General features: G+C 58.2%; 18 protein-coding genes. 8 read left to right on the top strand and 10 right to left on the bottom strand.

The window, feature by feature from the left end:
* Together KZZ06_RS10860 and KZZ06_RS10855 are read right to left on the bottom strand one after the other, a co-directional pair.
* Positions 1 to 486, bottom strand: a complete 486-nt coding sequence (locus KZZ06_RS10860; RefSeq protein WP_219580059.1) for a GNAT family N-acetyltransferase — start codon at positions 484 to 486, stop codon at positions 1 to 3.
* Positions 483 to 1,079 carry an HD domain-containing protein gene (locus KZZ06_RS10855; protein ID WP_219580058.1) on the bottom strand — a complete coding sequence of 199 codons (597 nt, stop codon included), beginning with the start codon at positions 1,077 to 1,079 and terminating at the stop codon, positions 483 to 485. The genes KZZ06_RS10860 and KZZ06_RS10855 overlap by 4 nt, the downstream gene beginning before the upstream one ends.
* A 186-nt stretch (positions 1,080 to 1,265) precedes the next feature.
* Here KZZ06_RS10855 and ahcY point away from each other — a divergent pair, with 186 nt between their 5' ends.
* Positions 1,266 to 2,654: an adenosylhomocysteinase gene (ahcY, locus tag KZZ06_RS10850; RefSeq protein WP_219580057.1), complete on the top strand. Its 1,389-nt coding sequence runs from the start codon at positions 1,266 to 1,268 to the stop codon at positions 2,652 to 2,654.
* A gap of 166 nt (positions 2,655 to 2,820) precedes the next feature.
* Positions 2,821 to 3,981: a pyridoxal phosphate-dependent aminotransferase gene (locus KZZ06_RS10845; RefSeq protein WP_219580056.1), complete on the top strand. Its 1,161-nt coding sequence runs from the start codon at positions 2,821 to 2,823 to the stop codon at positions 3,979 to 3,981.
* Here the strand turns inward: KZZ06_RS10845 and KZZ06_RS10840 are convergent.
* Positions 3,978 to 5,093: an aminotransferase class V-fold PLP-dependent enzyme gene (locus KZZ06_RS10840; protein ID WP_219580055.1), complete on the bottom strand. Its 1,116-nt coding sequence runs from the start codon at positions 5,091 to 5,093 to the stop codon at positions 3,978 to 3,980. The genes KZZ06_RS10845 and KZZ06_RS10840 overlap by 4 nt on opposite strands.
* Before the next feature lie 120 nt (positions 5,094 to 5,213).
* Here KZZ06_RS10840 and KZZ06_RS10835 point away from each other — a divergent pair, with 120 nt between their 5' ends.
* The 4 genes from KZZ06_RS10835 to KZZ06_RS10820 are packed head-to-tail and all read left to right on the top strand — an operon-like array spanning position 5,214 to position 10,222.
* Entirely contained in the window at positions 5,214 to 6,005 is a 792-nt protein-coding gene (locus KZZ06_RS10835) for a cyclase family protein (RefSeq protein ID WP_219580054.1), read from the top strand.
* 56 nt (positions 6,006 to 6,061) lie between these two features.
* On the top strand, positions 6,062 to 6,544 hold the full coding sequence (locus tag KZZ06_RS10830; protein WP_219580053.1) for a MarR family winged helix-turn-helix transcriptional regulator: 483 nt from the start codon (positions 6,062 to 6,064) through the stop codon (positions 6,542 to 6,544).
* Between the two features lie 10 nt (positions 6,545 to 6,554).
* Positions 6,555 to 8,693, top strand: a complete 2,139-nt coding sequence (locus tag KZZ06_RS10825) for an indolepyruvate ferredoxin oxidoreductase subunit alpha (RefSeq protein ID WP_219580052.1) — start codon at positions 6,555 to 6,557, stop codon at positions 8,691 to 8,693.
* On the top strand, positions 8,690 to 10,222 hold the full coding sequence (locus tag KZZ06_RS10820) for an indolepyruvate oxidoreductase subunit beta family protein (RefSeq protein WP_219580051.1): 1,533 nt from the start codon (positions 8,690 to 8,692) through the stop codon (positions 10,220 to 10,222). Before KZZ06_RS10825 ends, KZZ06_RS10820 begins: the two co-directional genes overlap by 4 nt.
* Here KZZ06_RS10820 and KZZ06_RS10815 read toward each other — a convergent pair.
* The 6 genes from KZZ06_RS10815 to xylF form a co-directional block, all read right to left on the bottom strand.
* Complete coding sequence (locus tag KZZ06_RS10815; protein ID WP_219580050.1) at positions 10,196 to 10,888, bottom strand: DUF1045 domain-containing protein; 693 nt, start codon at positions 10,886 to 10,888, stop codon at positions 10,196 to 10,198. The two genes, KZZ06_RS10820 and KZZ06_RS10815, sit on opposite strands and share 27 nt — an antisense overlap.
* Before the next feature lie 31 nt (positions 10,889 to 10,919).
* Positions 10,920 to 12,218 (bottom strand): xylose isomerase, encoded by a 1,299-nt coding sequence (xylA, locus tag KZZ06_RS10810; protein ID WP_219580049.1) that lies wholly within the window; start codon positions 12,216 to 12,218, stop codon positions 10,920 to 10,922.
* Positions 12,219 to 12,240: 22 nt separating this feature from the next.
* On the bottom strand, positions 12,241 to 13,674 hold the full coding sequence (gene xylB, locus KZZ06_RS10805) for a xylulokinase (protein WP_219580048.1): 1,434 nt from the start codon (positions 13,672 to 13,674) through the stop codon (positions 12,241 to 12,243).
* 21 nt (positions 13,675 to 13,695) lie between these two features.
* Complete coding sequence (locus KZZ06_RS10800; RefSeq protein WP_219580047.1) at positions 13,696 to 14,439, bottom strand: ATP-binding cassette domain-containing protein; 744 nt, start codon at positions 14,437 to 14,439, stop codon at positions 13,696 to 13,698.
* A gap of 1 nt (position 14,440) precedes the next feature.
* Positions 14,441 to 15,754: a sugar ABC transporter permease gene (locus KZZ06_RS10795; RefSeq protein ID WP_219580046.1), complete on the bottom strand. Its 1,314-nt coding sequence runs from the start codon at positions 15,752 to 15,754 to the stop codon at positions 14,441 to 14,443.
* Positions 15,755 to 15,880: 126 nt separating this feature from the next.
* The gene (gene xylF / locus KZZ06_RS10790) at positions 15,881 to 16,903 is read right to left on the bottom strand and encodes a D-xylose ABC transporter substrate-binding protein (protein ID WP_219580045.1); all 1,023 of its coding nucleotides are present in this window, start codon (positions 16,901 to 16,903) and stop codon (positions 15,881 to 15,883) included.
* 280 nt (positions 16,904 to 17,183) lie between these two features.
* On the opposite strand from xylF, the gene KZZ06_RS10785 reads away from it, so the two are divergent.
* Together KZZ06_RS10785 and KZZ06_RS10780 are read left to right on the top strand one after the other, a co-directional pair.
* On the top strand, positions 17,184 to 18,383 hold the full coding sequence (locus KZZ06_RS10785) for an ROK family protein (protein ID WP_219580044.1): 1,200 nt from the start codon (positions 17,184 to 17,186) through the stop codon (positions 18,381 to 18,383).
* Positions 18,380 to 19,894, top strand: a complete 1,515-nt coding sequence (locus KZZ06_RS10780) for a CRTAC1 family protein (RefSeq protein WP_219580043.1) — start codon at positions 18,380 to 18,382, stop codon at positions 19,892 to 19,894. The genes KZZ06_RS10785 and KZZ06_RS10780 overlap by 4 nt, the downstream gene beginning before the upstream one ends.
* Here the strand turns inward: KZZ06_RS10780 and KZZ06_RS10775 are convergent.
* Positions 19,891 to 21,243 (bottom strand): cytochrome-c peroxidase, encoded by a 1,353-nt coding sequence (locus KZZ06_RS10775; RefSeq protein WP_219580042.1) that lies wholly within the window; start codon positions 21,241 to 21,243, stop codon positions 19,891 to 19,893. The genes KZZ06_RS10780 and KZZ06_RS10775 overlap by 4 nt on opposite strands.
* Positions 21,244 to 21,318 lie beyond the last annotated feature (75 nt).

Raw genomic sequence — 21,318 nt, 5'->3', positions numbered from 1 at the left:
TTAGATGTCGTACCGCTTGCTGATCTTGTCCACGATCTGCCCCGAGGCCAGCGCGACCCCTTCGTCATAGTGCCAGTCCCGAAAGCCGCGACTTTGGTAATAGGTCAGACCGCCCGTATTATCCGCGCGGATGGTTGCGTTGATCCAGATATATCCCAGCTGATTTGCCGCGTCAGATGTTGCGCTGAACAGTGCTGATCCAATGCCAAGACCGGTCCGCCCGACCTGCACAAATGTCGCGATATCGCAGGCCTCGGTTGGCAAATCGGGGTGCGGGCTGATCCATTGAAAGCCCACGACCTTTTCATCGCTATCCAAGGCAACATGCCACGCGCTTTGATCCGGGTTTGATGCCATCCACTGTTTAAGATCATCGCCGGTGACCGCCCGCGTCATCGCCGTGGTGCCGCCAATTTTGATAATCTCGTTCAGCAGCCGCGCCATATCGGCGGCGTCCAGCGCGATGGGGCGTCTGACCTTGATCATGACATATCCAACAGAAGGGCCGCGTGGCGGGCGGTGAAGTCATTGCGGGTTTCAACTGGCGGGCGCAGAACGATTGTCAGGTCTTCGATAATGCTGGTATCGGGCTTGCCGAAAAACCGGGTTGCCTCGGCCTCGGCAAAGCCGGCGATTTGGGTGGCTTCCATCCAGGCACTGATCCTGTCGGCCTTTTTGATCTGCTGCTTAACCGTTTTGGGGATCGCCGCAGGCAGGCCAAAACGGATGTGGATCGCTGCGGTCAACCGTTCGTCCAATGCGCCATACCCTGGCCCAACCGCCGATTTGACCGGTGAAATCATATCGCCGATCACATATTCCGGCGCGTCATGCAAAAGCGCGGCCAGCTTCCATTTCGTCGGTGCCTTTGGGTTCAGCCGTGCAAACAGCGTTTCCACCAACAGCGAATGTTCAGCAACGGAATAGGCGTAATCCCCGTGGGTTTGGCCATTCCAACGCGCAACGAACGCCAGCCCATGTGCGATATCTTCGATCTCGATATCGACGGGGGTTGGGTCCAGCAGGTCGAGCCTGCGACCCGAAAGCATGCGTTGCCACGCGCGGGGCTGCTGCGCCATATCGGTTCTCCGTTTCTGTGTGCCTGTCCGTTCTTCCCACGAAGTCTGCGATCATGGAACCGTAATTACACCCGGCATCGGCGCAAAATAGCGGTCGTTTACCCGCATTCCCATCAATCGTTGAGATTAAAGATTTAAAGTGCTACGCGCGTGGCAAATATCCGATCTTTTGAAAAGGGATGCCAAATGGCCAACGATTATATCGTTAAAGACATTAGCCTTGCCGCATATGGCCGCAAGGAACTTGATATTGCCGAAACTGAAATGCCGGGCCTGATGGCGTTGCGTGCCGAATATGGCGAAAGCAAACCGCTGACGGGGTCGCGCATCGTTGGGTCCTTGCACATGACGATCCAGACCGCTGTTTTGATCGAAACGCTGGTTGTGCTGGGTGCCGATGTGCGCTGGGCGTCGTGCAACATTTTCTCGACCCAGGATCACGCGGCTGCTGCAATCGCCGAGAGCGGCACACCCGTTTTCGCTATCAAGGGCCAATCGCTGGAAGAGCATTGGGATTATCTGGATAAGTCGTTCCAGTTCCCCGAAGGCCCGAACCTGATTTTGGACGATGGCGGCGATGCGACGCTGTATATCCTGCTGGGTGCCCGCGCCGAAGCAGGCGAAGACGTGATTTCGGTCCCGACATCCGAAGAAGAAGTCGCGATCAAAGCGCAGATCAAAAAGCGCATGGAAGCGTCCCCCGGTTGGTTCACCAAGATGCGCGACCAGATCAAAGGCGTTTCCGAGGAAACAACAACCGGCGTTCACCGCCTGTATGATCTGGTCAAACAGGGCCAGCTGCCTTTCCCCGCGATCAACGTGAATGACAGCGTGACCAAGTCCAAATTCGACAACAAATACGGCTGCAAGGAATCGCTGGTCGACGGCATCCGCCGCGCCACGGACACCATGATGGCCGGTAAGGTCGCCGTGGTTTGCGGTTACGGTGACGTGGGCAAAGGGTCGGCGGCGTCGCTGGCCGGTGCCGGCGCACGGGTCAAAGTGACCGAAGCCGACCCAATTTGCGCGCTGCAAGCCGCAATGGACGGTTTCGAGGTGGTGCTGCTCGAAGACGTGTTGGACACGGCTGACATCTTTATCACCACCACTGGCAACAAAGACGTGATCCGGATCGAGCATATGCGCGAGATGAAGGACATGGCGATCGTTGGCAACATCGGCCACTTTGACAACGAAATTCAGGTTGCCGCGCTGAAGAACCACAAATGGACCAACATCAAAGAACAGGTAGACATGATCGAGATGCCTTCGGGCAACCGCCTGATCCTGCTGTCCGAGGGCCGTTTGCTGAACCTTGGTAACGCGACGGGCCACCCGTCCTTCGTGATGTCCGCGTCCTTTACCAATCAGGTTTTGGCGCAGATCGAACTGTGGGAAAACACCGGCAAGTACAAAAACGAAGTGTACATCCTGCCCAAGCATCTGGACGAGAAAGTCGCCCGCCTGCATCTTGCGCGCATCGGCGTAAAGCTGACGCAGCTGAGTAGCGAACAAGCGGCTTACATCGGCGTCAAACCCGAAGGTCCGTTCAAGCCGGAACACTACCGCTACTGATTTCGGGCCATCCCGCCCGAGGTTGCGCCGCTCCGACATCTGTCGGGGCGGCGTTTTTCGTTTCAGAGTGCTGCAATTCCCACGTGCCCTTTAAGCTTGGCTTTTGATCCCGGACCGCGTTATCAAAATAGGTGCAAACGCATGTATTTCATGCAAGGAGAGATTGATGCCCATACGCCCCGCCCGCCGGATCACCGACACCAGCCCGAAAAACTTTGGGATGTTCGCCAAAGCGGTTGGGATGTCGGGGGATTTGATCCATCTGGAACTGGGCATGCCCGCCGAGGATACGCCTCAGCACATCAAGGACGCGACGATTGCGGCCTTGCAAGGTGGGGCCGTGCATTATTCCGATCTGCAAGGCCTGCCCGAGTTGCGCGGCGCGCTGGCGACCAAGCTGCGGGATCAGAACAAGCTGGATGTCACAGCCGATAATGTGTTGATCACCAACGGTCTGACCCAAGGATCCTTTGCGGCCTTCATGGCATTTCTGGATGACGGCGACGAGGCGCTTTTGCTGGCGCCCTATTACCCCCAACATATCGGCAAAGCCGAGCTGGCCGGGGCCAAAGTCACCATCGCGCCCTTGGATGCAAGCAACGGGTTTTCCATCAATCGCACCTTGATAGAGCCTCATATCACCCCGGCGACCCGTGTGATCGCGTTGATCAACCCCTGCAATCCGACGGGCCGTGTCTATACCCGCGCAGAGCTGCAAATCATCGCCGATCTCGCGCAGGAGCACGATCTTTTGGTGATCTCGGATGAGGTCTACGAAGAGATCACCTATGGAGAAACGCATATCTCGATCGCGTCCTTGCCCGGCATGAAAGAGCGCACGATTTCGATGTTCGCCTTTACCAAAGCCTATGCCATGGACGGTTGGCGGCTGGGGTATGTGGTGGCGGACGCGGCATTGATGGGCCCGTTGATGAAAATCACCACGAACGAAGTCACCCATGTGAACACATTTATCCAGCACGGCGCGCTTGCGGCGGTGACGGGGGACGCGTCAGTTCTGGCGGGTATGGTCGCGCGGGATGGGGCCCGCCGTGATCTGGTGGTCGGACGTTTGAACCAGATGCCCGGCGTAACCTGCGTGCCTGTTGAGGGCACGATTTACGCCTTTCCCAACATCGCCGCGACAGGCCTAAGCGCGCAGGATTGCGCGGATCGTTTGCTGGGTGAAACCGGTGTCGTGGTCGAGGCGGGCAGCTTTTACGGGGCCGCGGGCGAGGGGCATTTGCGCGTGTGTTTCGGCTGTGCCGAGATTGACGTGCTGACCGATGCGATGGACAGAATGCAGCGGTTTTTTAACGCGCTTTAGATCACCGCACTTAGCGCCCGAAACAGACCCTCCACATGGGTCGCTGATGTAATCGCCCCCGGCGACAGACGCAAAATCTGGCCGCGACAATCCACGTGGATATTCTGCGCGCGCAACGTGCCAACCAGCGCCTGCGCGTCAACGGTTTGCGGCAATTGCACCATAACAGATCCGCCGCGCTGCCCTGCATCCCGAGGGGTGGCAAGGGTTAGCCCGGCATCATCCGCAGCCTTGATGATCATATCAGTCAGCGCGCGATTATGGGTCAACAGATCGGTCTGCCCCGCATGCCAACGCAACGCGGGAATCGAGCCTAAACAGGCCAAAACCGATGGTGTTCCATGGTCAAACCGCCGCGCATCGGGGGCGTAGTCAAAACTGTCCAAGTCCCATGAAAACGGGTTATCTTGCGAAAACCAGCCGCGCAGTTCGGGCGTTACTTGCTCCATCAAATCGCGGCGCATCTGGATAATACCAGCGCCCGGTGTTCCGCACAGCCACTTCAAACTGCTGGAAATCACAAAATCGGCGGCATAGTCGTTTAGCGAAAACGGGATGATCCCGATCCCTTGGGTCAGATCGACGCCGATCAGCGACCCCATCGCGCGCCCATGCGCAATCAAACGTTGTAAATCGCAGCGATGCGAGCTGGTCGAGGTGACAAACGTCAGCAGGGCTAGACCAACGTCCGCGCCCCAAGCATCTAGCAGATCATCGTCCGTTACCCAAAATGCGCCGTCCCGTATCGGGACCGTGTGCAGGGTGAACCCCATGCGATCTGCCAGCCCGTTCAGCAGAAAATGCAGCGAGGGAAAGCAATCTGCCCCGATCAACACCCGCTTGCCGCGCAACTGCCCCGCTGGCAGGCCGCCAAGGATCGAAAACAGCGCCGTGGTGACGTTCTCGGCGCTGGTCAGGGTATTGTCCGGCGCGTCTATCAGATCACGCCAAAGGGTCAGAAACTCTTGTCTTTTGCCCAAAACAGACGGCCATTGACCGTCATCCGGCGTACCCCAGACATCTGAAAAATCAGCCAAAGCGGCGGCCATATCCTGTGCTTTTCCCGGATATTGACCGATGGAATGATAAAGAAAGTAGCCGCGATCAGGCATAAGTCCCTCAATTTATTGCGTAACATCGTTGGTACGCTAATTTTGTTGCAAATGCATATAACCCTACGTAGCATTCTTTATCAACAACAGTGCAACAGTATAACCACGGGAGATATGATGATGAGCGGCGCAGATACCCTGACGAACCTTGCAATGATGTTGGCGACCGGCGGAGTTGAGGTAATTGACTGTTCAAGCAGTCTTGGCCCCGATACGCCGCTTTTACAGCTGCCCGAAGACTTCGCCAAGAACACCCCAAAGATCGAAATTCACAAGATCAGCGAATATGACAGCGACGGCCCGTTTTTCGCGTGGAACTGGCTGAAGCTGGGCGAACATTCCGGCACGCATTTCGACGCGCCGCACCATTGGATCACCGGCAAGGATTACGAGGACGGTTATACCGACACGTTGGATGTGCAGCGGCTGGTCGCACCCGTCAATGTCATCGATTGCGCCGCCCAATCCGCCCAGAACGAAGATTTCCTGCTGACCGCTGATGGTGTGAAAGCGTGGGAAGCTGAACACGGGGCGATCGGCAAGGGCGAATGGGTTGTGATGCGCACCGATTGGGACAAGCGCGTGAACGACGCCGAAAAATTCCTGAACGCTGACGACACTGGCCCGCACAGCCCCGGCCCGACGCCTGATTGTATCGAATACCTGCTGTCCAAGGGGATTGTTGGTTGGGGCACACAATGTATCGGCACGGATGCTGGCCAAGCGGGCGGGATGGAGCCGCCATACCCCGCTCATAACCTGTTGCATCGCGACAATTGCTTTGGCCTCGCCTCGCTTGCCAATCTTGACAAGCTTCCTGCCAAGGGGGCGATTTTGATCGCCGCACCGCTGAAGATCGAGCACGGCACAGGCAGCCCGATCCGCGCGCTTGCGCTTGTCCCAAAAGGTTAATTCATACATCAATTTCGGCCCCATCATCGGGTCGAGATCAGGGAAAGGACCCTTGAATGGAAGGCACAGACAGCCTGGCAAAACGCGCTGATACGACCTTGGGGCAGGTGGGGCTTGACCAGTTTCCGCCCTATCTGATGAACCGGATTATGGGGCGCTATAATGCGGCCATGCAGGAAGAAATGGCCAAGCTGGGCCTGACAACCCCGCAGATGCGGTCGCTTGCGGTATTGTCCGTGCACGACGGTATTTTGATCCGTGAACTTGCGGTTTTCGCCGTGGTGCAGCAATCGACGCTAAGCAGGGGTTTGGACGCATTGGCGCAAAACGGGTTGGTCGAGCGCCAGCCTGATCCCGATGACAGCAGGGCCACCCGTATTTTTCTGACCGACTGCGGACGCGAGGCATTCGAGCGGCTTTGGCCACATATGTCTGACGCCTATCAGGCGATGTTCGCGGGCATTGGTGCTGCGGAAAAACAGGCCTTTGTCGGTACCTTGCAAAAGATGCTTAAAAACATCCGTAAGCACGACTTTTGAAAGGGTCCAGATGGCCGAACGTTCCTTCAAAAAAGAGGTAGAGCACCTGCGCAAAGGCGACGGTGATGTGTTTACCGGCGAAGGCATTCTGGCCCTGACCAAGGCGCTGTTGGAAAACGGTGTGGGCTATGTTGGCGGCTATCAGGGCGCGCCGATCAGTCACTTGATGGATGTGCTGGCAGACGCGCAGGATGTGCTGGGCGAACTGGGTGTCCGGTTCGAGGCAAACGCAAGCGAAGCCGCCGCCGCCGCCATGTTGGCCGCCTCTGTCCAATATCCCATCCGGGGTGCTGTCACCTTTAAGGGGCCGGTCGGCGTCAATGTCGCGTCTGACGCGTTGGCCAACCTCAGCTCCTCGGGCGTCACCGGCGGCGCGCTGATTATCGTGGGCGAGGATTACGGCGAAGGGTCGTCGATCATGCAAGAGCGGTCCCACGCCTTTGCTATGAAATCACAGTTCTGGATGCTGGACCCGCGCCCGAATTTACCCAGTATTACCAAGGCCGTAAAAGACGGGTTCGAGCTGTCAGAAGCGAGCAATACCCCTGTGATGCTGATGGTGCGGATCAGGTCGTGCCATGTGACGGGCAGCTTTGAAACCCGCGATAACGTCCCGCCGCCGCTGACCGTGCGCGACGCGCTGTCGGCCCCGCGCAGTGATTTCGCCCGCGTTGTGCTGCCCCCAATGAGCTATCTTCACGAGCAGGACAAAATTCAAAACCGCTGGCCGGCGGCTGAAAAGTTCATTGTTGAAAACAATCTGAACGAAGTGTTCGGCCCCGAACGCGCGCTTTTGGGAATTGTGGTTCAGGGGGGAATGTATAACGGCGTTGTGCGCGCGCTTCAGCGGCTTGGGCTGGCCGATATCTACGGCAACAGCGATGTGCCGCTTTATGTTTTGAATGTGACATACCCCTTGGTCAAAGGCGAATTTGATGAGTTTTGCCAAGGCAAAGAACATGTGCTGGTCGTCGAGGAAGGGCAGCCCGATTTTATCGAACAGCAGCTTGGCAGCTTTCTGTACAAATCGCGCAGTTCGGTCGAATTGCATGGCAAAGGTATGTTGCCGATGGCGGGCGAATACACCGGGCAGGTTCTGCTGGATGGGGTGACCGCGTTCCTCAAGGTCGCCGGCCCCGAGATGCTGCCGGGAACGGTTCGTGCGCCAAATGCCAAAGCGCCGCAGATACCGGATCTGTCCAAAACCGTTCCGATCCGTCCGCCGGGGTTTTGCACAGGTTGCCCTGAACGGCCCATTTTCGCAGCGATGAAGCTGACCGAGCACGAGTTGGGCAAACACCAGATCAGCGGCGACATCGGCTGCCACTTGTTTGCCGCGCTCCCCCCGTTCGAGATCGGCGGCGCGACCATGGGCTACGGGCTTGGCCCGGCCTCGAACGCGGCGTTTGATGGCGGCGGGGAACGGCGCGCGATTTCGATCCTCGGCGATGGCGGATTTTGGCACAATGGGCTTAGCTCTTCGATCGGGAACATGGTTTTCAACAAATCCGATACGGTCGCGGTGATCGTCGACAACTATTATTCCGCCGCAACAGGCGGTCAGGACGTGCTATCGAGCCGCGCAAATAACGACACTAAATCGACGAATAACCCCATTTCCGCGGCGCTAAAGGGGGTTGGCGTTGAATGGGTGCGCCAGATCGACCGCACCTATGATGTTGGCAAAATGCGCGAGGTCCTGCGCGAGGCGCTGACGACGGAATATGACGGGCCCAAGGTAATCGTCGCATCGTCTGAATGTATGCTGAACAAGCAGCGCCGCGAAAAACCGCAGCGCACTCAGGCGATCAAGGAAGGTCGCCGCGTTGATATCCCGCGCTTTGGCGTTGATCCTGATGTGTGTACCGGCGATCACGCCTGTATCCGGCTATCCGGCTGTCCGTCGCTGTCGCTGAAAAAGCTGGATGACCCGCTGCGCGATGATCCGGTGGCCCATATCGATCAAACCTGCGTCGGTTGCGGTAATTGTGGCGAGGTGGCGGATACTGCGATCTTATGTCCGTCGTTCTATCAGGCAGATGTTGTGCATAATCCGACGCGTTTCGAATCCTGGCGTACCAAGCAGCGCAGCAGGGCGATTGGCTGGCTGCAATCCAGACGCGACGCCAAACGGTTGATGCTGCAATGAACGCGATATTTCCCGAACAACCCGTTGATCCGCGTGCCGCGCAGATCACCAAGCTGGCGGTCATGGCTGTGGGCGGGCAGGGCGGCGGCGTTCTGACCGGCTGGATCGAAGCATTGGCCCGGGCCCAAGGCTATGCGGTGCAGGCGACCAGCGTCGCCGGTGTCGCGCAACGTACTGGGGCCACGATCTATTATGTCGAAATGACGCCAAAAACGGATCACCAGCCGATCTTTGCCTTGGCCCCTTCTGCTGGCGACGTTGATATCCTGATCGCAGCCGAGATGATGGAGGTCGGGCGCGCCGTCATGCGCGGCTTTGTCACGCCGGACCGGACCGTGCTGATCGGGTCAAGCCACCGCGCATTGGCCGTGTCGGAAAAGACGGTTCCGGGCGACGGGATCGCAGATGCAGAAGAAGTCCGCGCCGCCGCTGAAATAGCGGCACAGACACTGATTTTGGCCGATATGGAGCAGTTGGCCGTCGGTCAGGGATCGGTCATTTCGGCCAGCCTTTTTGGCGCGCTTGCAGGGGTTGACGCCTTGCCCTTTCCGCGCGCCGCGTTCGAGGATGCAATCCGGCAATCCGGCAAGGCTGTCGATGCCAGTTTGCGTGCCTTTGATGCAGGGTTTGACGCTGCCCAGAATGGCGATGCGGACACAGTGCACACCCCTGACACCCCGCGCGAAATTACCGGGCCACAGGATTTGTTGCGCGAATATCAAAGGTTGCTGGACCGTATCCATGCGATGCCGCCTGCGGTTCAACAAATGGCCACCGCCGGTTTGCTTAAGGTCGTGGATTTTCAGGACTACGCTTACGGTGCCTCCTATCTGGACCGCGTGAATGGGATTATCGGGCGTGACAGCAGCGAACGGGGTTGGCTATTAAGTATCACGGCGGCAAAATACATCGCCAATGCAATGGCTTATGATGATATCATCCGCGTCGCCGACATCAAAACACGTGGCCCTAGGTTTGACCGCATCCGCGCTGAAATGGGGGCAAAACCGGATCAGGTGATGCAGTTGACCGAATATTTCCACCCCCGAGCCGAGGAAATCGCGGGGTTGCTGCCAGCCAAACTTGGTGCGTGGGTCGAAGGGCGACCAAAGGCGATGGCGTGGCTGGATCGGAGGTTTGGCAAGGGGCGGCGATTGCGCACCGACAGTTTGCCGGCCTTTGTGATGCTGTATGTCTTGGGCGGCTTGAAATCCTATCGTCTGAAAACCCGCCGTCACGCGATAGAAGTCGCACATCTTGAGGCTTGGCTAGACCGCTGTCTTGCCCCGCTTGAAGAAGATTACGCGCTGTGCGTCGAGATGCTGCGCTGCCGACGTTTGATCAAGGGGTATTCCGATACCCATGCGCGCGGGCTGACCAAATTTGACAGCGTAATGAACGGGGCGCAGATGGTGAAGGGGCGCAAAGACGCGGCCGACTGGGTTGCCCGCCTGCGCGAAGCGGCACTGCAAGACCCCGAAGGAAAGGCGCTTTCCGGCGCGTTAGAGACTATTCGCAGCTTTGCCTAACGCAAACCGTTCGATCTGATGAAACCTGCCATCCATGTCTTCGGCGCATAAGGTCAGGCTATCAATGTCGAATGGTGCGGGGATCGCGGGCATTAGGTTGGCCTCAATCGCTTGGCGCACTTGCACCATTTCCGCATCGGGGACTGGCCCCGTCAGGGTGATATGAAAGCGAAAGAATTCTTCCACATGGGGGTATCCCCATTGCCGCAACAATTGCCGCTGCCGATCTGACATGTTGGGCCTGTTTTTGCGGTTAAACTCTGCCTCATCAAGCGGTGCGCGAAAACCATCCAGCGACTGCATTGCCGCCGATGCCAACCCGTTCAGCGCTGATGTGTCGCCCTTGGGTGTCAGCGCCATAAACCGGCCGATCTGGGTCAGGGCCAACCCGTCAAGGATAACGGAAGGACGTGCCGCACAAAACGCGGCCAGCGCATCGGTTAAACCCTGTGCGGTCGCGCCATCTGCAAGGGTAAACGGTGCTTTGATCGTTGCATGCAGCCCGTATTTGCGCGGCCGTTCGGTGATGGCAGCGACATTAACCCCTGCGATATCGGGATGCGGAACGGTGCAGCCCTGCGCCAGATCCCACCCCAGCCAAGCGGTCCCCAATCGGGTAAAACCACCGGGCGGAGGCGTGAAATATATGGCGTAGCGCTTGAACATACGGGTCAATTACCCTGCCACTGGCGATACGTCAAAGATATCTGTTTACCAGATTTTCCAACGCTTCTTGGCGGCCCGATGCGGGTTGCGGGTTCAACGCGTCGGCCTTGACCTGTGCGTTGATCGTCTCGAGGTCGCTGTTCAACAGTCCCTGACCGCGTGCCGATCCCCAACCAGCGTAACGGGCCTCGCGGGCGTCTTCCAGCTTGCCATCCTCCAGCATCGCGGCGGCGGCTTTCAACCCGCGGGCGCAGACATCCATCGCGCCGACATGGGCTAAGATCAAATCCTGCGCATCCAGCGACTGGCGGCGCAGCTTGGCGTCGAAATTGGTTCCGCCGGTCGTGAAACCGCCCGCTTTCAGCACTTCGTAATAGGCAAGTGCGACTTCGGGCACGGAATTGGGGAATTGGTCGGTGTCCCAGCCCGATTGGTAATCGTTGCGGTTCATGTCGATGGACCCGAAAATCCCAAGCGCAGAGGCCAGCGCCAGTTCATGTTCAAACGAATGCCCGGCCAGGATCGCGTGACCCTGTTCGATGTTGACTTTCACCTCGTTTTCCAGCCCGAAATCCTTGAGGAAACCGTACACGGTCGCGACATCGTAATCATACTGATGTTTGGTGGGTTCCTGCGGTTTAGGCTCGATCAGGATGCCCCCATTGAAGCCGATCTTGCGCGCATATTCGACGGACATTTGCAGGAAACGACCGGCCTGTTCACGCTCGCGTTTCATGTCGGTGTTCAGCAGCGTTTCATAGCCTTCGCGCCCGCCCCATAGCACATAGTTTTCGCCACCCAGCTTGTGGGTGACGTCAATGCATTCTTTGACGGTCGCGGCGGCATAGGCGAACACGTCAGGGTCGGGGTTCGTTGCAGCACCTGACATATAGCGGCGGTTTGAAAACAGGTTCGCGGTGCCCCACAGCAGCTTGGTGCCTGACTGTTCCATCTTTTCGCCGAAATAATCGGTAATCTCGTGCAGGCGCGCGGTGCTTTGCACAAATGTATCGCCTTCGGGGCGCACATCGGCGTCGTGGAAACAGAAATACGGCTGGCCAAGAATCTTGAACATGTCAAACGCGGTGTCGGCCTTGATTTTGGCGTGGTCCATCGTGTCGCCAAACCAAGGGCGCTCGAACGTTTGACCGCCAAACGGGTCGCCGCCCTCCCAGGCAAAGCTGTGCCAATAGGCAACGGCAAAGCGCAGATGTTCGGCCATGGTTTTACCCATCACCACCTCGTCAGGGTTATAGCTACGATAGGCGAAATCATGGGTCGCATCGGGGTCATAGGTGATCGTTGGGATACCAGCGAAAAAATCAGTCATGGGAGTCGTCCTTATCTTTAGGTCAGCGCAAAGATTTGATTGCGCGGTATGTCTCGGAATAGCGGGCGTGCGCGTCAGAAAAGGCTGGAACAAGTTTTGAATCAGGCTCTATTACGCGGGAAATCGGGGGGGCAACGGCGATTTCTGCCCCTGCGCCAGTCGCTGCCATACGGCCCAATCGCGCCGCGCCAAGGGCTGCGCCAAAATCACCTGCAGTGGGCAGTTGAATGGGCATATCCAGCGATGTCGCGATCGCCCGAAGCCAATAATCGGACTTTGACCCGCCACCGACCGCCATCAGGCTGTCGATCTTGGTGCCGGTCATCGCCATCGCATCAAAACTGTCGCGCAGGGCGTGGGTGACCCCCTCAAGGACCGCGCGGACCATGGCGTTGCGGTCGGTTGCGTGGCCAAGATGCAGGAAACCCGCACGGATTTGCGCATCGTTGTGCGGGGTACGTTCACCGCCCAGATAGGGCATGAAAATTGTCCGACTAGGTGCCTGTAACGGCCCCAGATCACTGGTCAGCGTTTGCGCATCTTCTTGCAACACGCCCGCCAGCCAGTTCAGCGCGTCGGTCGCAGATAGGATCACCCCCATCTGGTGCCAAAGCCCGGGCAAGGCGTGGCAAAAACTGTGCAAAGCGCTTTCGGGTGCGGCGGCATAGTTGGGCGTCGCGGCGAACAACACGCCAGAGGTGCCTAGCGACACAAACGCCTGCCCCGGTTTCACAACACCCATCCCGATGGCAGAGGCAGCATTATCGCCACCGCCCCCCGCAACAGGAATGCCCGCAGGCAAGCCAAGCTTGGCGGCGATTGATCCGGTCAGGGTGCCTGAAACGTCGGACCCTTCGACAAGGCGGGGCATTTGCGCCCGAGACAGGCCAGATAGCGCCAGCAATTCATCAGACCAATCGCGCGCGCCGGTATCCAGCCAACTGGTGCCAGCGGCGTCGGACATTTCTGAAACGGCCTCGCCTGTTAACCAAAACCGCAATGCGTCTTTGGGCAGCAACACCTTGTCTATATTGGCAAATATTTCGGGTTCGTGCCGCCGTACCCATTCAACCTTGGGTGCGGTAAAGCCGGGGAATACGATGTTGCCAGTCACCTGCCGCCAGATCGGATTGGCGTCGAATTCAGCGGCCTCAACAGCCGCGCGGGTGTCATTCCACAGCATACAGGGGCGCAACGCCGCGCCATTTGCATCAATCAGCGTCGCGCCATGCATGTGACCGCTTAGCCCGATGCCCTGAACGCCGCTTAGATCGGTGCCAAGACCGCGAACAGCAGCCGCGCAGGCGGTGAACCAGTCATCGGCGGTTTGCTCGCTCCACCCGTCATGGGCGCGCGATACTTGCAATGGCGCGCTGGCTTCGGCGATGATATTTTCATCACCGTCCATCAGCAGCGCTTTCAGGCCGGAAGTGCCCAAATCAAGACCTAGAAACATGCGATATCCCCGTATTAGAGCCTATGCAGCGTCGCGCGCTTTGCCCATGATGATCATGCTCAGGATGTCATCCTCGGTCACGTCACCGACCTTTTCAGTGCCGATCAACGTGCCGTTTTTCATCACAGAAACCCGATCACACAGGTCCAGCATTTCGCGGGTGTCGTGGCTGATAAGGAAGATACCCAGACCTTGGGCTTTCAGCTCTTTGATCAGGTCCGCGACCATTTTGCTTTCATGGACACCCAAAGCGGCAGTGGGTTCATCCATGATCAGGATTTTGGCGTTGAAATACACGGCGCGTGCAATCGCCACCGATTGCCGCTGACCCCCAGAAAGCGCCGAAACAGGCTCGCTTATCTTTTTGAAGTTGGGGTTGAGGCGGGCCATGATCTTGCGGGTCTCCGCCTCCATCTGGGCATCGTCGACCAGACCGAAACGGTTGGTCAATTCGCGCCCCAGAAACAGGTTGCTTGCCGCATCAAGGTTATCGGCCAGCGCCAGCGTTTGATAAATCGTTTCGATGTTGTGACGGCGGGCGTCGCGGGGCGAATGAATGTTGGCTTTCTTGCCTTCAATCCAAATCTCGCCCTCGTCCATCTGATAGGCACCGGCAAGGATCTTGATCAGCGTCGATTTGCCCGCGCCGTTGTGGCCCAGCAGGCCGACAACTTCGCCCGGATACAGATCAAGCGACACGTTATCGACGGCGCGCACACCACCAAAGGACAGCGAGATATTCTTGAGCTCTACTAAAGGTGTCATATCATTTCCCTCCTGTGCGGCGGCGATAGACAATGTCGATCCAGACGGCGAGGACAAGAACAGCCCCCACAACGATGTTTTGCAGCGGCGCGTCGACGCCCACCATGGCCATGCCGGATTGTAGCGATTGCATGATCAGCGCACCCAATATCGCGCCGTGAATGGTGCCGATCCCGCCTGCAAGGGCGGTGCCCCCGATGACGGCCGCGGCGATGACGCGCAATTCATCCAATGTGCCGATGTCGTTGGAATGGTTGGTCAGGCGTGCCGATGCGACAACCGCAGACAGCGCCACCAATGCACCCATCAGGGCAAATACCTTGACCGTTAGCAGGCGCGTGTTGATGCCGGACAGTTCTGCCGCATCAGGGTTGCCGCCCGTCGCAAAGATATAGCGCCCCAGCCGCGTGCGTTTGGCCATCACGGTCATGGCGATTGCAATCGCGATCAGCAGCAAGACGGAATAGGGAATGCCATATGCAGCGGTAAAGCCGTCTGGCATCGCCTCGCCGCGCGCTTTGAATTCGCGGATCAGACGGGCGGTTGGCACCTCGTAAGCATTCAGGATCGCGACAAAACCAAGGATACCTGCGGCGATGATCAACCCGACAATGGCTTCGGCCCAGACGGGTTTGACAGGAAAGCCATGCCCGATCTTGTTGCGCCGCGCGGACCACAGCGCCCAAAGAGCCAGCACCACAGCGATAAGTCCAACGATCCACGACCATGTTTCACCCAAAGTGCCGTTGATACCGCCAAACTTGCGGAATGTTTCGTCAAGCGGGCCAATGGTTTGACCGTCTGTCATGTACCACGCCACGTTGCGCCAGATCAAAAGACCGCCCAGCGTCACAATAAAGGCGGGGATGGTCAGATATCCGACCAGCCACCCCTGAAGCCCGCCGATCATCGCACCGATCAGCAGACCGACCGCAATAGTGATCCAAGGGATCAGCGGATGCCCAAGGCCAAGCCCCAGCATCTTGGGCAGAATGTCGGTTTGGGTCATCGCCATGGCAGCAGAGCATGTCGCCAGCATGGCCCCCACAGACAGATCGATGTGGCGGGTGACGATCACAAACACCATGCCCGTGGCCATAATGGCGACACTGACGGTTTGGATGGTTAGGTTGAAAATATTGCGCGGCGTCAAAAACCGGCCATCGGTCAGCACGTTAAACACCAGACAAACCAGTACAAAGGCACCGATCATGCCCAACAGGCGTGTGTCGATTTCAAGCTGCGTGAGCAACGAACGTTTGGGGGCAGTCGGTGACGGATGTGTATCTGTCCCGGGTGTCGATGTGTCTGTCATGTAATTGGCTTCCGGATTGGATCGCGATGTCTTTCAGCGGTGGGGGCTATGATCAAGCCGACGGCCAGCGCGTGAAAGGAAAACGGGGCGTGCATCCCGACCAATGCCGGGATGCTGTTGTTGTGATTATTCGCAGGCTGCGACGTCTGTAACACCTTGGCAAAGCGCCTCTTTGGTGATCCAGCCAGCGTCAAGCACAGCGTTCAGGTTGTCGATGGTAACCGGCACAGGTGCCAGAAACTTGGCCGACAATGTTGTGCCACCGGGTGATGTCCACTCGGTCGCACCATCAACGGCACCCATTTCAGTACCACTGGCAAGGGCAACTGCGATTTCAGCAGCGTTCTTACCCAGATCGCGGGCGTCTTTCCAAACGCTAACGGTCTGTGTGCCTTTGGCAACGCGGTTCAACGCAGCGTGGTCGCCGTCTTGGCCAGACACAGGCGTGCCTTCCATGCCTTGGGCTGTCAGGGCTGCAACTGCACCGCCGGCTGTACCGTCGTTGGATGCAACAACCGCATCAACCTTGTTGTCTTGTGCGGTCAGGATCTGTTCCATGTTGCGCTGCGCGTTGGCAGGCAACCAACCGTCTGTGTACGCTTCGGCAACGATGGTGATGTCGCCCGCGTCAATTGCGGATTGCAGCACTTCTTGTTGACCGCCACGCAGGAAATCGGCGTTTGGATCGGTGGGCGACCCCTTGATCATGACGTAGTTGCCCTTGGGCATGGCTTCGTAAACAGCGCGGGCCTGCATGCGGCCAACTTCGACGTTGTCGAATGTCAGATAGAACGCACGTGGGTCTTCGATCAGGCGGTCATAGCCGACAACCGGAATACCTTCGTCAGCGGCGGCTGTGATGGCGGGGCCAATCGCTTGGCTGTCTTGTGCCAGAATGATCAGCGCATCAACGCCTTGGGCGATCAGGCTTTCCACATCGGACAATTGCTTGGACGCGGATGATTGCGCGTCAGAGCTGATGTATTTTGCACCAGCAGCGTCCAAAGCAGCTTTGATCGCGGCTTCGTCGGTTTTCCAACGTTCTTCTTGAAAGTTGGACCAGCTTACGCCGACTGTGATGTCTTGCGCCGTGGCGGCATGGGTGAATCCGGCAGTGGCGACAGCCGCTGCCATAAAGAGTTTACGCATTTCTTTCCTCCCAGATGAAATGATTCCGATGTCCTAGGCGGCATCGATTTTTTCCGTGTACTGAGGTTGCGCGTTTTAATTCAGTTGTCAAAATAAATTTTCAAAAACCGGACAAATAATTTGACAGGCATCGGCAAAATGAGGCCTATTTCCGGGGATCTAGGGAGAAGTGATTAGATCGAGGGATTTCGCGGGGAGATAAAGTTTGGCCAGCAAACTAATTAGACAGGGCAGCCTTGAGGGCAGTGAAACAGCGGCTTCTGGCTGCGGACCGCGGCTTATGCTGTTAAAAGACGACACTCGCCCTCTCCGCCAACAGGTGTTTGAACAGGTGCGCGCCGCCGGGCATATGCCCCGTATGGATGTTGCCCGCACCCTTGATATCAGCCCCGGTTCGGTCACCACCATCACATCCGATCTGATCACGCGCGGCCTGCTGCAAGAGGTCGAGGACAACCAGCGCGGACCCAGCCGTGGCCGCCCGCCGATCGCATTGCGTGTTGCACCCTCCAGCCGTTTTGTGATCGGGATGAAGCTGTCGGACGAACGTCACACCGCTATTTTGCTGGATTTAGCGGGCAACGTCATCGCTGAGGCACATCTGGCCAGCGGTGCATTACGGCAGACAACCACCGAGGTGCTGGCCGAAGTGTCGACCCTGATCCGGAAGCTGTTGCATAAAGCCGGTCAAACCCATGATTCGATTAGCGCCATCGGTATCGGGCTGCCGGGGATCGTGGATGCGTGCACCGGTATTGTGCAATGGTCGCCTGTGTTGACCGACACCAACATTCCCCTGCGTGAAAAGCTGATGCAAGAGCTTGATCTGCCGGTATCGTTGGACAATGACACCAACCTGCTGACGCTTGCCGAATTGTGGTTCGGGGCCGGGCGGGGCACGTCGAATTTCGTTGTGGTGACCATCGAACGGGGCGTTGGCATGGGGCTTGTGCTGAACAACCGCTTGTTCCGTGGCGCGCTGGGCCCGGGGATGGAATTGGGGCACACCAAGGTGCAGCTTGATGGTGCGCTGTGTCGCTGCGGTCAACGTGGCTGTCTTGAGGCCTATGTCGCCGATTACGCTTTGGTCCGAGAGGCCGGAACCGCGCTGGATAGCGACCCCAGAGCCAGCAATTCCGCCGTGACCATGATCGAAACCCTATATGACGAGGCCAATGCCGGAAACGAGGCCGCGCTGGCGATATTCAGACGCGCAGGGCGGTTTTTAAGCGTGGGGTTGGCGAATATCGTTCAGCTGTTCGATCCCGAACGGATCATCCTAAGCGGTGAGCGGATGCGCTATGACTACCTGACCACCGACGACATGCTGGCCGAAATGAACAGCATGATCCTGCCTGCTGGCCGCACGCCCACCCCTGTGGATATCCACGCGTGGAGCGGTTCTGTCTGGGCGAAAGGCGCTGCGGCGCTGGCGTTATCCGAGGTCACGGATGCTTTGCTGGGTGAAAACGCAGCATGATCCGCTGTCTGTCCCTGATCTGGGTCATGGTGGCTGGATCGGTTCAGGCAGACCCGATATTCGAGGACATCACGGACAGGGTGCCACAGCACCAATATACCGGCGGTTGGGAGCATTTCGTGGGCGGCGGTGTGTCGGTCTTTGATTGTTCAAACGATGGGTTGCCAGATATCGTGGCCGCTGGTGGCGCGTCGCCGATGATCTTGCTTAAAAACGTCTCTGATAATGGGGAAATTGCATTTGAGCCGATGGCCTCGTTGGGCGATTTAACCGGTGTGACAGGGGCCTATCCAATCGACATGGATGGCGACGCGGTTCTGGATTTATATGTATTGCGTGTCGGACCTGACCGTGTGTTGCGCGGCGGGCCAGATTGCAGCTTTGACGATGTGACCGAACGCTGGGGCATTCCACAGACAGATCAATGGACGACAGCCTTTACCGCGTGGTGGGACGCGGGCGCGCAGTTTCCCACGCTTGCCGTTGGTCACTATGTGGATCGGGCGAACCCCGAAGGGCCGTTTGGCACCTGCGATACCCACACCATCCTGTCGCCCTCTGCAGGAAATACGCCAAGTTACACCGCCGAAACGCTTGCGCCCGGATATTGCACCTTGTCGATGTTGGCCGCCCAAGACGCGCGCGGGGTGATGTCGCTGCGCATATCGAATGACCGGCATTACTATCTGACCGGCGGGGCAGAGCAGTTGTGGGACATGCGCGAACGCCGCTTTCTAGGTCCTGATGACGGGTTTCCGGCGGTGTCTTTGTGGGGCATGGGCATCGCCAGCCGGGACCTGACTGGCGATGGCCGGGACGAGCTGATGCTGACGTCTATGGGGGATCAGCTGATGCAGATTGCCCAGCCGGACGGCACATATGTGAACGCGCCCTATGACATCGGAACCTATGCGCATATCCCTTATCTTAAGGGCGATGGGCGGCCATCAACGGGATGGCACGCAACATTCGGTGACGTAAATAACGATGCCATGCCTGATTTGTTTATCGCCAAGGGCAACGTGGATCAGATGCCGGGCATGGCCACGCGCGACCCGAATAACCTGCTTGTCCAAGGGAATGATGGCAGGTTTACCGAGGCCGGAGAAAGTGCGGGCATCGCGGATGTTGCGCGGTCACGGGGGGCCGGGCTGGCCGATTTTGACGGCGATGGCCTGCTTGATCTGGTGGTGGTCAACCGCCGTGCGCCGATGCGGCTGTATCAGAATATGACCCAAGGGGCGGGCAATGCCGCGTCGGTGCAGTTGCAAGGGGCAGGTGGCAACCGCTTTGCCATCGGGGCGCGGGTTAGCATCAGCGCGGGGGATATGCAGCAAAGCCAACAGGTTACCATCGGTGGTGGGCATGCCGGTGCCGTCGCCCTGCCGCTGCATTTCGGCCTAGGGGATGCGGATAAGGCGCAGGTGAGTGTGCGCTGGCCGGACGGATCACAAAGTGACGGGTTTACGGTGAAGGCTGGCGGAACGCTGACCATCCGCCAAGCTGATTAATCCGCGACACCACCGACTGCCAAACCACTGGGCACGGCGTCGGGAATGCCCATGCGCCCGTTTAGCGCCGTGTCGTCGTCCAAGCTTCGCAGGAACGCCACTATGGCTGCGATATCCGGCGGATTCAGGGTAACAGGCGCACGGATCAGCGCCGCCTGAACAATACGATCACGTGCCACCGGATCATCCATTTCGCGCCAGTCATCGGCCTTTAGCGGGGGCAACTGCACAGTGCTGCGCGCCCCGGCATCTGGGGCGAACCGGTTTGCGGCTGCTACCGGATCTAGGTGATCGCGGATGAACTCATCAATCTTGCTGTGGGCACCGGCATGGCCCCACGGCCCGGTCTGCATGACATTGCGCAAAGACGGCGTGCGAAACGCAAACGCATCCGCCGGATCGCCGGTTACCCTGTTCCTGCCCAGATCATTGGCGTGATTTTCGAACACGGCCGCCTTACCCGGGCCAAGTTGCGGCGCGCCCATGGGGTGAAAGCTGTGATCTGTCTGAAAAGGCCCTTTATGGCAGCTGCTGCATCCTGCATCCTCGTAAAACAGGTCCATCCCGTGGGCCGCATCTAGGGGGTAGGCCGCATCAGGGTCGCGCAGATAGGCGTCAAATACCGACGTGTCCGACCGCCATTCATGGGCAACAAATACCGCAATTGCATTCGAGATATCGGTAAAGGCGATTTGGTCGGGGTTGTCGATATGATCGTAAACGGCCTGAAACCGCTGGGCATAGTCGGGCAGGGCGGCAACCCTGCGCGCCAGTATATCCCATGCGCCCCCGTCGCCGGTGATCAGCCCCTGCCGCACGGCCTTGGAGACGTCATTCTCAAGCTCTTGGCCAGCCATTTCATCGGGACTTAGAACAGGAAACATCGTTTGCGCCGACAAAAGCGAGGCAAAGCCGGCCAGCATGTCGTCATCCAGCGGCGTCCGAAAGCCAGAGCGCGTGGTATCGTCGACCTCGATCCGGCCATCGTGAAACATGACCGTAAATTCAGCAGCGCCAAGGTTGAATAACGCAGGCGAATTACGCGGAATCCGGTGGGGCGGCATGTTATCGGGGTTGCTGCGCCGTTCCATCCCCAGCCCGATGCCGCCCTCGCCGATGCCCAGCGACAGCCCGTCGCTGGTGGCAAATTTCGGATGGTGGCAGGTGGCGCAGGCGATATTCTTGTTGCCCGACAGAATAGGATCGTAAAACAGTAGCTGGCCCAGTGTGGCTTCGTCCATGTTTACAGGGGCATAGGCCGATGCGGGGATCGGATCAGGCAACGGTCCGGCAAAGGCACCAAAGGCGCTGGTGATCGCGATGAAAGCGGCGGGGCGAAGCAAAATCATGGGGCCAGCATCGCTTAGTTTCATTCGTTCAACAAGGTGATCTGCCGGTTCATTTCGCGGCGATGTTCGGGTGCT

It is taken from the genome of Sulfitobacter sp. CW3 (assembly GCF_019392245.1).
Classification (GTDB): Bacteria; Pseudomonadota; Alphaproteobacteria; order Rhodobacterales; family Rhodobacteraceae; genus Sulfitobacter.
Note: the sequence above shows the minus strand (reverse complement) of the source record. Positions and strands in the feature narration are given on the sequence as shown.